Source organism: Enterobacter cloacae complex sp. IR5459 (assembly GCF_049238005.1).
Lineage (GTDB): Bacteria > Pseudomonadota > Gammaproteobacteria > Enterobacterales > Enterobacteriaceae > Enterobacter > Enterobacter hormaechei_C.
The window spans coordinates 541,875-555,534 of record NZ_JBMKIG010000002.1; the positions used below are offsets into that span (position 1 = coordinate 541,875).

The 13,660-nt window shown below is 52.6% G+C and carries 11 protein-coding genes; 6 read left to right on the plus strand and 5 right to left on the minus strand.

The window, feature by feature from the left end:
* Nucleotides 1–112: 112 nt before the first annotated feature.
* The 5 genes from lon to bolA all read right to left on the minus strand — a co-directional run bounded on the left by lon (nt 113) and on the right by bolA (nt 6,885).
* Nucleotides 113–2,467 (minus strand): endopeptidase La, encoded by a 2,355-nt coding sequence (lon, locus tag ACOTX4_RS06035; RefSeq protein ID WP_006809878.1) that lies wholly within the window; start codon nt 2,465–2,467, stop codon nt 113–115.
* 184 nt (nt 2,468–2,651) lie between these two features.
* Nucleotides 2,652–3,926 (minus strand): ATP-dependent protease ATP-binding subunit ClpX, encoded by a 1,275-nt coding sequence (gene clpX / locus ACOTX4_RS06040; RefSeq protein ID WP_006809879.1) that lies wholly within the window; start codon nt 3,924–3,926, stop codon nt 2,652–2,654.
* Between the two features lie 127 nt (nt 3,927–4,053).
* A complete protein-coding gene (gene clpP, locus ACOTX4_RS06045) occupies nt 4,054–4,677 on the minus strand; it encodes an ATP-dependent Clp endopeptidase proteolytic subunit ClpP (protein WP_006809880.1) in 624 nt (207 codons plus the stop codon).
* 260 nt (nt 4,678–4,937) lie between these two features.
* Complete coding sequence (gene tig, locus ACOTX4_RS06050; RefSeq protein ID WP_063938050.1) at nt 4,938–6,236, minus strand: trigger factor; 1,299 nt, start codon at nt 6,234–6,236, stop codon at nt 4,938–4,940.
* 331 nt (nt 6,237–6,567) lie between these two features.
* Nucleotides 6,568–6,885: a transcriptional regulator BolA gene (gene bolA, locus ACOTX4_RS06055; RefSeq protein WP_003859051.1), complete on the minus strand. Its 318-nt coding sequence runs from the start codon at nt 6,883–6,885 to the stop codon at nt 6,568–6,570.
* 303 nt (nt 6,886–7,188) lie between these two features.
* On the opposite strand from bolA, the gene ACOTX4_RS06060 reads away from it, so the two are divergent.
* The 6 genes from ACOTX4_RS06060 to ACOTX4_RS06085 all read left to right on the plus strand — a co-directional run bounded on the left by ACOTX4_RS06060 (nt 7,189) and on the right by ACOTX4_RS06085 (nt 13,652).
* The gene (locus ACOTX4_RS06060; RefSeq protein WP_003859052.1) at nt 7,189–7,767 is read left to right on the plus strand and encodes a lipoprotein; all 579 of its coding nucleotides are present in this window, start codon (nt 7,189–7,191) and stop codon (nt 7,765–7,767) included.
* A 45-nt stretch (nt 7,768–7,812) separates the two neighbouring features.
* A complete protein-coding gene (gene ampG / locus ACOTX4_RS06065; protein ID WP_023315521.1) occupies nt 7,813–9,288 on the plus strand; it encodes a muropeptide MFS transporter AmpG in 1,476 nt (491 codons plus the stop codon).
* Between the two features lie 478 nt (nt 9,289–9,766).
* Nucleotides 9,767–10,714, plus strand: a complete 948-nt coding sequence (gene cyoA, locus ACOTX4_RS06070) for a cytochrome o ubiquinol oxidase subunit II (protein WP_003859054.1) — start codon at nt 9,767–9,769, stop codon at nt 10,712–10,714.
* 16 nt (nt 10,715–10,730) lie between these two features.
* Entirely contained in the window at nt 10,731–12,722 is a 1,992-nt protein-coding gene (cyoB, locus tag ACOTX4_RS06075) for a cytochrome o ubiquinol oxidase subunit I (RefSeq protein WP_022650473.1), read from the plus strand.
* Complete coding sequence (locus ACOTX4_RS06080) at nt 12,712–13,326, plus strand: cytochrome o ubiquinol oxidase subunit III (protein WP_003859057.1); 615 nt, start codon at nt 12,712–12,714, stop codon at nt 13,324–13,326. Before cyoB ends, ACOTX4_RS06080 begins: the two co-directional genes overlap by 11 nt.
* On the plus strand, nt 13,326–13,652 hold the full coding sequence (locus ACOTX4_RS06085; RefSeq protein ID WP_006809888.1) for a cytochrome o ubiquinol oxidase subunit IV: 327 nt from the start codon (nt 13,326–13,328) through the stop codon (nt 13,650–13,652). The genes ACOTX4_RS06080 and ACOTX4_RS06085 overlap by 1 nt, the downstream gene beginning before the upstream one ends.
* Nucleotides 13,653–13,660 lie beyond the last annotated feature (8 nt).

Here is a 13,660-nt window from a genome sequence, read left to right on the forward strand (position 1 = left end):
GTTGTTGATGGCTAACCCAATCAGCAATCTAAATTAGCTATACAAAAAAAGGCTGGCAAGTACGAAATGACTTACCAGCCTTGTTTTTATTGGCGCTCTTTGCGCGAGGTCACTATTTTGCGGTTACAACCTGCATTCCGGACGGTTCATTTTGCAGTGCGAGAGTCAGAACTTCCTCAATGCGTTTCACCGGATGGATCTGCAAATCGGCAATAACGTTGTCCGGAATCTCTTCCAGATCGCGTTTATTCTCGTAAGGGATCAATACGGTTTTGATCCCACCGCGGTGTGCCGCCAGCAGTTTTTCTTTTAACCCGCCGATAGGCAGTACCTGACCACGCAGCGTAATTTCACCGGTCATGGCCACATCAGCACGAACCGGATTACCTGTCAGGCAGGAAACCAGCGCAGTACACATGGCAATACCCGCGCTTGGGCCATCTTTCGGCGTCGCCCCTTCCGGAACGTGAACGTGAATGTCGCGTTTTTCGTAGAAATCCGGGTTGATACCCAGTTTTTCCGCACGCGCGCGCACCACGGTCAGCGCCGCCTGGATGGACTCCTGCATCACTTCACCCAGCGAACCGGTGTAGGTCAGCTTGCCTTTGCCCGGAACACAGGCGGTTTCGATGGTCAGCAGATCGCCGCCCACTTCCGTCCATGCCAGACCGGTCACCTGACCAACACGGTTTTCGTTGTCTGCGCGACCGTAGTCGAAGCGTTGAACGCCCAGGTACGCATGCAGATTGTCGCCGTTAATCACGATGTGCTTCAGGCTCTTATCCAGCAGCAGCTGTTTCACCGCCTTACGGCACAGCTTAGAGATCTCACGTTCGAGGCTACGCACACCCGCTTCACGGGTGTAGTAACGAATAATGCCGACAATGGCGCTGTCCTCAACGGTCAGCTCGTTGGCTTTCAGCGCGTTACGCTCAATCTGCTTCGGCAGCAGGTGCTGTTTGGCAATGTTCAGCTTCTCGTCTTCGGTATAACCTGACAGACGGATCACTTCCATACGGTCCAGCAGCGGCGCCGGAATGTTCATGGAGTTCGACGTCGCCACAAACATCACATCGCTCAGGTCGTAATCCACTTCCAGGTAGTGATCGCTAAACGCCACGTTCTGCTCTGGATCAAGCACTTCCAGTAACGCCGACGCCGGATCGCCACGCATGTCCGAAGACATTTTGTCGATCTCATCGAGCAGGAACAGCGGGTTTTTGACGCCCACTTTCGCCATTTTCTGGATAAGCTTGCCCGGCATGGAACCGATGTAGGTACGGCGGTGACCGCGGATTTCCGCTTCATCACGCACGCCGCCCAGCGCCATACGGATGTACTTACGCCCTGTCGCTTTGGCGATGGACTGGCCCAGAGAGGTTTTACCCACCCCTGGAGGCCCTACCAGGCACAGGATTGGGCCTTTGATTTTGTTCACACGGCTCTGTACCGCGAGGTACTCAAGAATGCGGTCTTTCACACGTTCCAGGCCGTAGTGGTCGGTATCCAGGATCTCCTGGGCCTGACGCAGGTCTTTTTTGACCTTGCTGCGGGCATTCCACGGAACCTGCACCATCCACTCAATGTAGCCGCGTACAACGGTCGCTTCCGCCGACATCGGAGACATCATTTTCAGCTTCTGCAACTCAGCTTCGGCTTTCTCTTTCGCCTCTTTCGGCATCTTCGCCGCGTCGATCTTACGCTTCAGCGCTTCGTTTTCATCCGGCGCATCGTCCATCTCGCCGAGCTCTTTCTGAATGGCTTTCATTTGCTCGTTCAGATAGTACTCACGCTGAGATTTTTCCATCTGCTTTTTGACGCGGTTGCGAATGCGCTTCTCAACCTGGAGCAGATCGATCTCAGACTCCATCATCGCCATCAGGTATTCCAGACGTTCGTTAACGTCGGACATTTCCAGCACGGACTGTTTGTCAGCCAGCTTCAGCGGCATATGCGCAGCGATGGTATCCGCCAGACGTGCAGGATCGTCGATGCTGTTCAGCGACGTCAGCACTTCAGGTGGGATTTTCTTATTCAGCTTGATGTAGCCTTCGAACTGGCTGATCGCGGTGCGTACCAGCACTTCCTGCTCGCGCTCATCAAGTTCCGGTGAATCAAGGTACTCTGCCTTCGCAGAGAAGTGCTCGCCATCGTCTGACAGAGTGGTAATACGCGCACGCTGTAAGCCTTCCACCAGCACCTTCACGGTGCCGTCTGGCAGCTTCAGCATCTGCAAAATAGAGGCCACGGTCCCGACGGTGAAAAGATCGTTTACACCCGGCTCATCCGTTGATGCTTCTTTCTGCGCGACCAACATGATTTTTTTATCATGATCCATGGCGGCTTCGAGGCAACGGATAGATTTTTCCCGCCCTACAAATAAGGGTATGACCATGTGCGGATAAACCACCACATCGCGCAACGGCAATACGGGGATTTCAATGCGTTCAGAACGCTCAGGATTCATAGAGCTCTCTCTTAGTTTAGTGTCCGCCAGGTAAACTGGTCATGTAACTGTGCTTCACACAACCATTAACATGTAATCCAGTATATGGGGATGTTTCCCATACATTCAACGCCATGAATACGGAAAAAGTAAAGGGGAGATAAAATCCCCCCTTTTTGATTAACTGATTGTATGAAATGGTGAATTATTCGCCAGATGCCTGCTGCGCTTCCGGTTTACCGTAAATCAGTAACGGCTTGGTCTGGCCACCAATGACGGACTCGTCGATCACGACTTTTTCGACGTCTTCCATAGAAGGAAGATCGTACATCGTGTCGAGCAATGCTGCTTCCACGATAGAACGCAGGCCACGGGCACCGGTTTTACGCGCCATCGCTTTCTTGGCAATCGCGTCCAACGCTTCGTCACGGAATTCCAGCTCAACGCCTTCCAGATTAAACAGCGCCTGATACTGCTTGGTCAGCGCGTTTTTCGGCTCTTTCAGGATCTGAATCAACGCGTCTTCGCTCAGTTCGTTCAGGGTCGCCACAACCGGCAGACGGCCGATAAATTCCGGAATCAAACCGAATTTGATCAGATCTTCCGGCTCAACCTGCGCCAGCAGCTGGCCTTCGTTTGGTTTTTCAGACGTGGCTTTCACCGTTGCGCCAAAACCAATGCCGGAGCCGGTTTCCACACGGTGAGAGATCACTTTATCCAGGCCTGCAAACGCACCACCACAGATAAACAGGATCTTAGAGGTATCAACCTGCAAGAATTCCTGCTGCGGATGTTTACGCCCACCCTGCGGTGGAACAGCCGCAACCGTACCTTCAATCAGCTTCAGGAGCGCCTGCTGCACGCCCTCGCCCGAGACGTCACGGGTGATGGACGGGTTGTCTGATTTACGAGAGATTTTGTCGATCTCATCGATATAGACGATCCCGCGCTGGGCTTTCTGTACGTCGTAATCGCACTTCTGGAGCAGCTTCTGGATAATATTTTCAACGTCTTCACCCACATAACCGGCTTCGGTCAGGGTGGTGGCATCCGCCATAGTGAACGGAACATCCAGCAGGCGCGCCAGCGTTTCTGCCAGCAGGGTTTTACCGGAACCGGTAGGCCCGATCAGCAAAATGTTACTTTTGCCCAGTTCTACGCCATTGCTGGTATCGCCGTTACGCAGACGTTTGTAGTGGTTGTATACCGCCACCGCCAGCACTTTTTTCGCCTGCTCCTGACCAATAACATAGTCGTCCAGGTGGTGGCGAATCTCGTGTGGCGTTGGTAACGCGCTGCGCTCACGGTGCGGCGCGACTTCTTTAATCTCTTCGCGAATGATGTCGTTACATAAATCGACGCATTCGTCGCAGATATACACGGACGGCCCGGCAATCAGTTTACGCACTTCATGCTGGCTTTTGCCGCAAAAAGAGCAGTACAGCAGTTTGCCCGAACCATCTTTGCGTTTATCTGTCATGAGTCCAAACCTCTTTTTAAGTTCTATGTGCCGCACATGACGACGCAAATGCCATTCTCAGACGCAAGCTGCTTACAGGCAACGTGCCGCCCTACATTAGTATAGCGGCACACTCGCGTCGCGGGCATCAATTACGATGGGTCAAAATGGAGTCGACTAAGCCGTACTCAACTGCCTCTGGCGCAGAGAGGAAGCGATCGCGCTCGGTATCGCGCTCGATCTGCTCGAGAGGTTGACCCGTATGCTGCGCCATAAGTTCATTCATGCGCGCTTTTACTTTCAGAATTTCTCGGGCGTGGATTTCAATATCCGTCGCCTGGCCCTGGTAACCACCCAGCGGCTGGTGAATCATCACGCGGGAGTTAGGCAGGCAGAAACGCTTACCTTTCGCCCCTGCGGTTAACAGGAAAGCCCCCATGGACGCCGCCTGCCCCATACAGATGGTGCTGACATCCGGCTTGATGAATTGCATGGTGTCATAAATAGACATGCCCGCCGTAATCACACCGCCCGGCGAGTTGATATACAGGTAAATGTCTTTTTCCGGGTTTTCCGCTTCCAGGAACAGCATCTGCGCCACGATCAGGTTAGCCATATGGTCTTCCACCTGGCCGGTCAGAAAGATAACGCGTTCCTTGAGCAGACGGGAATAGATATCGAAAGAACGCTCACCGCGTGAGGTCTGTTCAATAACCATTGGCACCAGCGCCATATGGGGTGCAAAGTTATCTCGTTCGCCACTGTATGACATTTCCGTCTCCTGGTTCAAAATTGAAAACACCTGCTGTACTGATTGTAACCTTATGGACGGATTATCAGCCAGTCTCAATCATCGTGATTACATACTAATGGGGGTCGCCATGCCCTATTTCAAGCATAACAACGTTTTGTTGTAACGCTAACACTGAAAGGGCGTTTTAGCACCCTTCCAGGACTAAAGCTGTGATAAAAAAAACCCGTCGCCGGAGGGCAACGGGTTTTTTGTTCAAACTTTAAACCGTTGGGGCGAAATTACGCCTGCTGGTTCATCAGTTCGGTGAAAGAGGTCTCTTTTTCGGTGACTTTCGCTTTCGCCAGTACCGCTTCTACAGCCTGCTCTTCCAGCGCGACGTTGCGCATGTTGTCCATCAGCTCTTTGTTCTTACCGTAGAACTCGATCACTTCTGATGGATCTTCGTATGCAGAAGCCATCTCTTCGATCAGGCCTTTCACACGCTCTTCGTCAGCTTTCAGCTCGTGGGTACGAATCACTTCGCCCAGCAGCAGGCCAACAACAACGCGACGTTTCGCTTGCTCTTCGAACAGCTCGCGTGGCAGTTCCATCGCTTGCTGCTGGTTGCCACCGAAGCGCTGTGCAGCCTGACGGCGCAGAACGTCGATTTCGCTGTCGATCAGGGCAGCAGGAACGTCGATGTCGTTCGCTTTCACCAGACCTTCAATCGCCTGAGACTTCACGCGGTTACGTACAGCGCCGTTCAGCTCGCGCTCCATGTTTTTACGCACTTCGGTACGCAGGCCCGCAACAGAACCGTCTTCCACGCCGAAACGCTTGATGAATTCTTCAGTCAGTTCTGGCAGTTCGCGCTTTTCCACTTTCTTCAGGTTGATAACGAACTTCGCTGCTTTACCTTTCAGGTTTTCAGCGTGGTATTCTTCAGGGAAGGTCACGTCGATGGTGAACTCTTCGCCCGCTTTGTGGCCTTTGATACCGTCTTCGAAGCCTGGGATCATACGACCCTGGCCCATCGCCAGTACGAAATCAGACGCTTTACCGCCTTCGAACTCTTCGCCGTCTACAGAACCGGTGAAGTCGATGGTTACGCGGTCTTCTGCGTCAACAGCGCCTTCTTTCTCTTTCCAGTTCGCCTGCTGCTTACGCAGGGTATCCAGCATGCCGTCAACGTCTTCGTCGGTCACGGAAACGATCGGTTTTTCAACTTCGATAGATTCCAGACCTTTCAGCTCAACTTCCGGGTACACTTCGAACTCTACGGAGTAGGTGAAGTCTTCGCCCTGCTTGTATTCGCCTGGAACGTAGTTCGGCGCACCGGCTGGATTGATTTTTTCTTTGATGATCGCGTCGATAAAGTTGCGGCTCATCAGTTCACCCAGCACATCCTGACGCACGGAAGCGCCATAACGCTGAGCAACAACATTCATTGGTACTTTGCCCTTGCGGAAGCCGTCAATACGTACTTTTTTTGCTACGTTGACCAGCTCGCTTTTCACAGCAGTTTCGATGCTGTCAGCAGCGATAGTAATCGTTACACGGCGGCCAAGGCCTTGAGTGGTTTCAACTGAAACTTGCATCTTGTTACCTCAAAAAAATCACAGTGCTCGGTCAACTCTGAATCTGTCTGTTATACCGGGATGCTCTCTTATGTGCAGATTCACATTCCCTGTCGCCAGAATCATCCCGAAGACATTCAATAAGACGCGGCATTATAGCGGCATCACTTAGGTGAGTCGAGAACGGTTGGAGCATGTTGCTGCGGCTTTTTTCACACTTTAAGGCTATTTTTAGCCTTAAAAACGCGCCATCCGCTCAAAACTCAGACAAAACAAAACGGCCCGAAGGCCGTCTTGACGAAATCTGTAAGCAACATACTGGAAAAACTCCGGCGGTTGCAAATCCGATTTATCAGGCGATGGTGCCTGCACCCCGACAAGGCGGTGATGCGAATACCGTATCCTGTAGCCCTTCCCATTCCTTAATGGTGTAGGTATGCAGCGCCAGCGCATGTACGGTTGTGGAGAGTTCTTCCGTCAAGGTGCTGTAGATCAAGCGGTGTCGGTTCAGGAAACGTTCTCCCGTGAAGCGATCGCTGACCAGAACCACTTTAAAGTGGCTTTCAGAACCTGCCGGCACGTTATGACGATAGCTTTCGTCGACAACTTCGAGAAACACAGGGTTGAACGCTGCCCTTAATTTTTCTTCTATCTGTTCACGTATCATCATGAAATCACTCCTCCGACAACGCTAAGATGTCACCCATCCCTTTAAATATTAGCCGCTTTTACCGGTTCCATTACGCCTTGACAACAAATATTTAGCTTTCGTCTGATTTTCTCACCCAAACGAATGAAGTTCACTATGTGGTTCATACGTTTTGTCACTTACAGGCAGAGAAAAGCGGAAAGGTGGTCAGTTTTCGGACAAGGCGATGAATTTACATGCGTTGACCACTTCCCCTGGCCGTTAGCGATGTTATGATGGCGGCAATTTTTCTCTTTTTGCTTACGATTCGTTGAGAACCCGAAAATGTTAAAAAAACTCTTCTTTCCGTTGGTAGCACTCTTTATGCTCGCCGGCTGCGCGACTCCGCCGACGACCATTGACGTTTCACCAAAAATTACCCTGCCTCAGCAGGATCCAAGCCTGATGGGCGTTACGGTCAGCATTAATGGCGCCGATCAGCGTCAGGACCAGGCGCTGGCGAAAGTGACTCGCGACAACCAGCAGGTCACGCTGACCGCCTCCCGCGACCTGCGCTTCCTGTTGCAGGAAGTGCTGGAGAAACAGATGACCTCCCGCGGCTACATGATTGGCCCAAGCGGCGCGGTTGATCTGCAAATCATCGTGAACAACCTGTACGCTGACGTCTCCCAGGGTAACGTTCGCTACAACATTGCGACTAAAGCCGATATCGCCATCATCGCTACCGCGAAGAACGGCAACAAAATGAACAAAAACTACCGTGCGAGCTATTCCGTTGAAGGCGCATTCCAGGCCTCCAACAAAAATATCGCTGACGCGGTTAACAGCGTGCTGACTGACACCATTGCCGACATGGCACAGGACACCAGCATTCACGACTTCATCAAGCAGAACGCCCGTTAATCCTGCTGACTGACCCGGTGCTTCACCGGGTCAGTTCATAAGAACATGTCCAGTCACTACTTACGCATTTTCCAGCAACCGAAATCAGCTATTCTGCTGATCCTTGGTTTCGCCTCCGGTTTGCCCCTTGCGCTCACCTCCGGCACGTTACAGGCGTGGATGACGGTTGAGAACATCGATCTTAAAACCATTGGTTTCTTCTCGCTCGTCGGCCAGGCTTACGTCTTTAAGTTCCTGTGGTCGCCGGTGATGGATCGCTATACCCCACCGTTCCTCGGGCGCCGTCGCGGTTGGTTAGCGATGACGCAGGTGCTGCTGTTGCTGGCCATTGCCGCAATGGGTTTCCTTGAGCCGTCAACACAGCTGCGCTGGATGGCCGCGCTTGCGGTGGTCATCGCCTTCTGCTCCGCTTCGCAGGACATTGTTTTTGACGCCTGGAAGACGGACGTCCTGCCAGCGGAAGAGCGTGGTGCCGGTGCGGCAATCAGCGTGCTTGGCTACCGCCTGGGTATGCTGGTTTCCGGCGGGCTGGCCCTCTGGCTTGCCGACCGCTATCTCGGCTGGCAGGGAATGTACTGGCTGATGGCCGCTCTGCTGATCCCCTGCATTATTGCCACGCTATTCGCGCCTGAACCGAGCGATGTGATTCCGGTTCCCCGCTCGCTGGAGCAGGCCGTCGCCGCACCGCTCCGCGACTTCTTTGGTCGCAATAATGCCTGGCTTATCCTGCTGCTGATTGTCCTTTATAAGCTCGGCGACGCTTTCGCCATGAGTCTGACCACCACCTTCCTGATCCGCGGCGTCGGGTTTGATGCGGGGGAGGTCGGCGTGGTGAACAAAACCCTGGGGCTGTTTGCCACGATCGTCGGCGCGCTGTACGGCGGCGTATTGATGCAGCGTCTGTCGCTGTTCCGTGCTCTGCTGATCTTCGGCATCCTTCAGGGCGCTTCGAATGCCGGTTACTGGCTGCTGTCGATCACCGACAAGCATATGATCAGCATGGCGACGGCGGTATTCTTTGAAAATCTGTGCGGAGGTATGGGCACAGCGGCATTTGTCGCCCTGCTGATGACGCTGTGCAATAAGTCATTTTCCGCCACGCAGTTCGCGCTGCTCTCGGCGCTCTCTGCCGTCGGGCGCGTGTACGTAGGTCCCGTCGCGGGCTGGTTTGTTGAAGCCCACGGCTGGCCGACATTTTATCTCTTCTCTGTGGTGGCGGCTGTGCCGGGGATTTTATTGTTGCTGGTCTGTCGCCAGACGCTGGAATATACCCAGCGGACGGAACACTTCATGCCGCGCACGGAATATCAGGCTGCCTACCGGTTTGCCCTGCGTCTGCTGATGGCAGGTTGTCTTGCGCTGGTAGTGTGGCTCGCGGTACTCATTATCAATGCGACGACCACCTTGTCGCTTCCTTTTGAAACCCAGCTGCTTGATGCAGGCGTGTTTCTCGCCATCGTGGGTATCCTGACCGGTGGGATGCTGGATTTCATGTCACTGCGGAAAACGCAGATGACATGAAGTAAAAAGCGAAAGGTTATTTCCCGTTGTAATAACGACACGAAATTATAACGGCGAAATAACCGCCATCGGCAAAAAAAATATTTGTTGTTTTGTGCGGGATAGCATTCGGAAATTATTGGAGCTTATTTCGCTACGCTATTTTCCGTTAAACGATTCAGCATTCGAAAGATTGAATTTTCGTTTTTTAGTTGTCTTTTTATTGATAATTAATTGTTAATTATTTGTGTATTTTCCGCAATGGTTATACCAATTGTCCCTTTTGCGGTATGCTGGGGCACCCTTTCGTTATAACGCCCACTCCGTGCGGCTTCCCCCGGAAAACGCGACATAATTTGCAACACTTGTGACATGTGCGGCAGAACCCGGTAACACCTTCCTGACACAGGGCTAATGATGTTTACAGTAATGTAACCTTCCCGTAAAATGCCCCCACACTTTAAACGCCACCAGACTCCCGTGGAATTGAGGTCGTTAAATGAGACTCAGGAAATACAATAAAAGTTTGGGATGGTTGTCATTATTCGCAGGCACTGTATTACTCAGTGGCTGCGATTCTGCACTACTAGACCCCAAAGGACAGATTGGACTGGAACAACGTTCATTGATACTGACGGCTTTTGGCCTGATGTTGATTGTGGTTATTCCTGCCATCTTGATGGCTGTTGGTTTCGCCTGGAAGTATCGTGCGAGCAATAAAGATGCGAAGTATAGCCCTAACTGGTCACACTCCAATAAAGTGGAAGCTGTGGTCTGGACGGTACCTATTCTGATCATCCTGTTCCTTGCTGTACTGACCTGGAAAACCACTCACGCACTTGAGCCGAGCAAACCGCTGGTTCACGATGAAAAACCTATTACCATTGAAGTGGTCTCCATGGACTGGAAATGGTTCTTCATCTATCCAGAACAGGGCATTGCTACCGTGAATGAAATCGCCTTCCCGGCGAACACTCCGGTTCAGTTCAAAGTGACCTCCAACTCCGTAATGAACTCCTTCTTCATCCCACGTCTGGGCAGCCAGATTTACGCGATGGCCGGTATGCAGACTAACCTGCACCTGATCGCGAATGAAGCAGGCACCTACGACGGTATCTCCGCCAGCTATAGTGGCCCGGGCTTCTCGGGTATGAAGTTCAAAGCTATCGCTACGCCAGACCGCGCGACTTTCGACCAGTGGGTTGCAAAAGCGAAGCAGTCTACCAACACCATGTCTGACATGGCGGCGTTCGAAAAAGTGGCTGCACCTAGCGAATACAACAAGGTGGAGTACTTCTCTAACGTGAAACCGAATCTGTTCAAAGATGTTATTGGCAAATTTATGGATCACGGCATGAGCATGGACATGACCCAGCCTGAAGGCGAGCACAACACGCACCAGGGTATGGAAGGCATGGACATGAGCCACGCGGAAACCGCTCACTAAGGGGCCGAGGAAGAAAATGTTCGGAAAATTGACACTGGATGCAGTGCCCTACCATGAACCGATTATTATGGTTACGGTGGCTGCAATTATCATTGGTGGCGCGGCCTTAGTTGGCCTGATCACTTACTTCGGTAAGTGGAGCTACCTGTGGAATGAGTGGCTGACTTCGGTTGACCACAAAAAACTCGGTATCATGTACTGCATCGTCGGTATCGTCATGTTAATTCGTGGCTTTGCGGATGCAATCATGATGCGTAGCCAGCAGGCGCTTGCGTCTGCGGGCGAAGCCGGCTTCCTGCCACCGCACCACTACGATCAGATCTTTACCGCCCACGGCGTTATCATGATCTTCTTCGTGGCGATGCCGCTGGTAATCGGTCTGATGAACGTGGTCGTTCCGCTGCAAATCGGCGCGCGCGACGTTGCGTTCCCGTTCCTCAACAACCTGAGCTTCTGGTTCACGGTTGTCGGCGTTATCCTGGTTAACCTGTCACTGGGTGTGGGCGAATTTGCTCAGACCGGCTGGCTGGCCTACCCGCCGCTGTCGGGAATTGAATACAGTCCGGGCGTGGGCGTTGACTACTGGATTTGGGCGCTTCAGCTCTCCGGTGTCGGTACCACTCTGACCGGTATTAACTTCTTCGTGACCATCCTGAAGATGCGTGCACCAGGTATGACGATGTTCAAGATGCCAGTATTTACCTGGGCATCTCTGTGCGCCAACGTCCTGATTATCGCGTCGTTCCCAATTCTGACCGTCACCATCGCGCTGCTGACCCTGGATCGCTATCTGGGTACCCATTTCTTCACGAATGATATGGGTGGCAACATGATGATGTACATCAACCTGATTTGGGCCTGGGGTCACCCGGAAGTGTACATCCTGGTTCTGCCGGTGTTCGGTGTGTTCTCCGAAATCGCGGCAACCTTCTCGCGTAAACGTCTGTTTGGTTACACCTCTCTGGTGTGGGCAACCGTATGTATTACCGTTCTGTCGTTCATCGTCTGGCTGCACCACTTCTTCACTATGGGTGCGGGCGCCAACGTAAACGCCTTCTTCGGTATTACCACCATGATTATCGCGATCCCGACCGGGGTTAAGATCTTCAACTGGCTGTTCACCATGTACCAGGGCCGTATCGTGTTCCACTCAGCCATGCTGTGGACCATCGGCTTCATCGTGACCTTCTCCGTAGGTGGGATGACCGGGGTACTGCTGGCGGTACCTGGTGCTGACTTCGTTCTGCACAACAGTCTGTTCCTGATTGCGCACTTCCATAACGTTATCATCGGTGGCGTGGTCTTCGGCTGCTTCGCTGGCGTAACCTACTGGTGGCCAAAAGCGTTCGGCTTCACGCTGAACGAGAAATGGGGTAAACGCGCGTTCTGGTTCTGGATCATTGGCTTCTTCGTAGCATTTATGCCGCTGTACGTGCTGGGCTTCATGGGTATGACCCGTCGTCTGAGCCAGCAGATCGATCCGCAGTTCCACCCAATGCTGATGATTGCAGCGGGCGGCGCAGCGCTGATTGCCTGCGGTATTCTGTGCCAGCTGATTCAGTACTACGTGTCTATCCGTGACCGTAACCTGAACCGCGACCTGACCGGTGACCCGTGGGGTGGCCGTACGCTGGAGTGGTCTACCTCTTCTCCACCTCCGTTCTATAACTTTGCCGTAGTGCCGCACATTCATGAGCGTGACGCATTCTGGGAAATGAAAGAAAAAGGTGAAGCGTACAAGCAACCTGAACATTACGAAGAGATCCATATGCCGAAAAACAGCGGTGCGGGCATCGTCATTGCCGCCTTCGCAACGGTATTTGGTTTCGCAATGATCTGGCACATCTGGTGGATGGCGATTGTTGGCTTCGCTGGCATCGTAATCAGCTGGATTGTGAAGAGCTTTGACGAGGACGTGGACTACTACGTACCAGTCCGTGAAGTTGAAAAGCTGGAAAACCAGCATTTTGACGAGATTTCTAAAGCGGGGCTGAAAAATGGCAACTGATACTCTGGCGCACTCGACTGCCCACGCGCATGAACATGCGCACCATGATACAGGACCGACGAAAGTCTTCGGTTTCTGGATCTACCTGATGAGCGACTGCATCCTGTTCTGCTGTCTGTTCGCAACCTATGCCGTTCTGGTGAACGGCACAGCGGGCGGCCCGACCGGTAAGGACATCTTTGAGCTGCCGTTCGTACTGGTTGAAACCGCACTGCTGTTATTCAGCTCCATCACCTACGGCATGGCGGCTATCGCCATGTACAAAAACAACAAGAGCCAGGTTGTCTCCTGGCTGGCGTTGACCTGGCTGTTTGGTGCTGGCTTTATCGGGATGGAAATCTATGAATTCCATCACCTGATCATGGAAGGTTTCGGCCCGGATCGTAGCGGCTTCCTGTCAGCGTTCTTCGCGCTGGTCGGCACCCACGGTCTGCACGTGACCTCGGGTCTGATCTGGATGGCGGTACTGATGTTCCAGATCTCCCGTCGCGGCCTGACCAGTACTAACCGTACCCGTATTATGTGCCTGAGCCTGTTCTGGCACTTCCTGGACGTGGTATGGATCTGTGTGTTCTCTGTTGTCTATCTGATGGGGGCGATGTAATGAGTCATTCTAACGATCATGGCGCTTCCCACGGCAGCGTAAAAACCTACATGACAGGTTTCATCCTGTCGATCATTCTGACGGTGATCCCGTTCTGGATGGTGATGAACGGTTCTGCATCTAAGCCGGTTATCCTGGGCGCAATCCTGGTGACCGCGGTGATTCAGATTCTGGTGCATCTGGTTTGCTTCCTGCACATGAACACCAAGTCCGATGAAGGCTGGAACATGACGGCCTTTATCTTTACCGTGATTATCATCGCTATCCTGGTAGTCGGTTCCATCTGGATTATGTGGAACCTTAACTACAACATGATGGTTCACTAAGAGCGGCG

Coding starts and splice junctions, on each gene's coding strand:
- lon (WP_006809878.1), bottom strand. CDS start 2,467: ATGAATCCTGAGCGTTCTGAACGCATTGAAATCCCCGTATTGCCGTTG.
- clpX (WP_006809879.1), bottom strand. CDS start 3,926: ATGACAGATAAACGCAAAGATGGTTCGGGCAAACTGCTGTACTGCTCT.
- clpP (WP_006809880.1), bottom strand. CDS start 4,677: ATGTCATACAGTGGCGAACGAGATAACTTTGCACCCCATATGGCGCTG.
- tig (WP_063938050.1), bottom strand. CDS start 6,236: ATGCAAGTTTCAGTTGAAACCACTCAAGGCCTTGGCCGCCGTGTAACG.
- bolA (WP_003859051.1), bottom strand. CDS start 6,885: ATGATGATACGTGAACAGATAGAAGAAAAATTAAGGGCAGCGTTCAAC.
- ACOTX4_RS06060 (WP_003859052.1), top strand. CDS start 7,189: ATGTTAAAAAAACTCTTCTTTCCGTTGGTAGCACTCTTTATGCTCGCC.
- ampG (WP_023315521.1), top strand. CDS start 7,813: ATGTCCAGTCACTACTTACGCATTTTCCAGCAACCGAAATCAGCTATT.
- cyoA (WP_003859054.1), top strand. CDS start 9,767: ATGAGACTCAGGAAATACAATAAAAGTTTGGGATGGTTGTCATTATTC.
- cyoB (WP_022650473.1), top strand. CDS start 10,731: ATGTTCGGAAAATTGACACTGGATGCAGTGCCCTACCATGAACCGATT.
- ACOTX4_RS06080 (WP_003859057.1), top strand. CDS start 12,712: ATGGCAACTGATACTCTGGCGCACTCGACTGCCCACGCGCATGAACAT.
- ACOTX4_RS06085 (WP_006809888.1), top strand. CDS start 13,326: ATGAGTCATTCTAACGATCATGGCGCTTCCCACGGCAGCGTAAAAACC.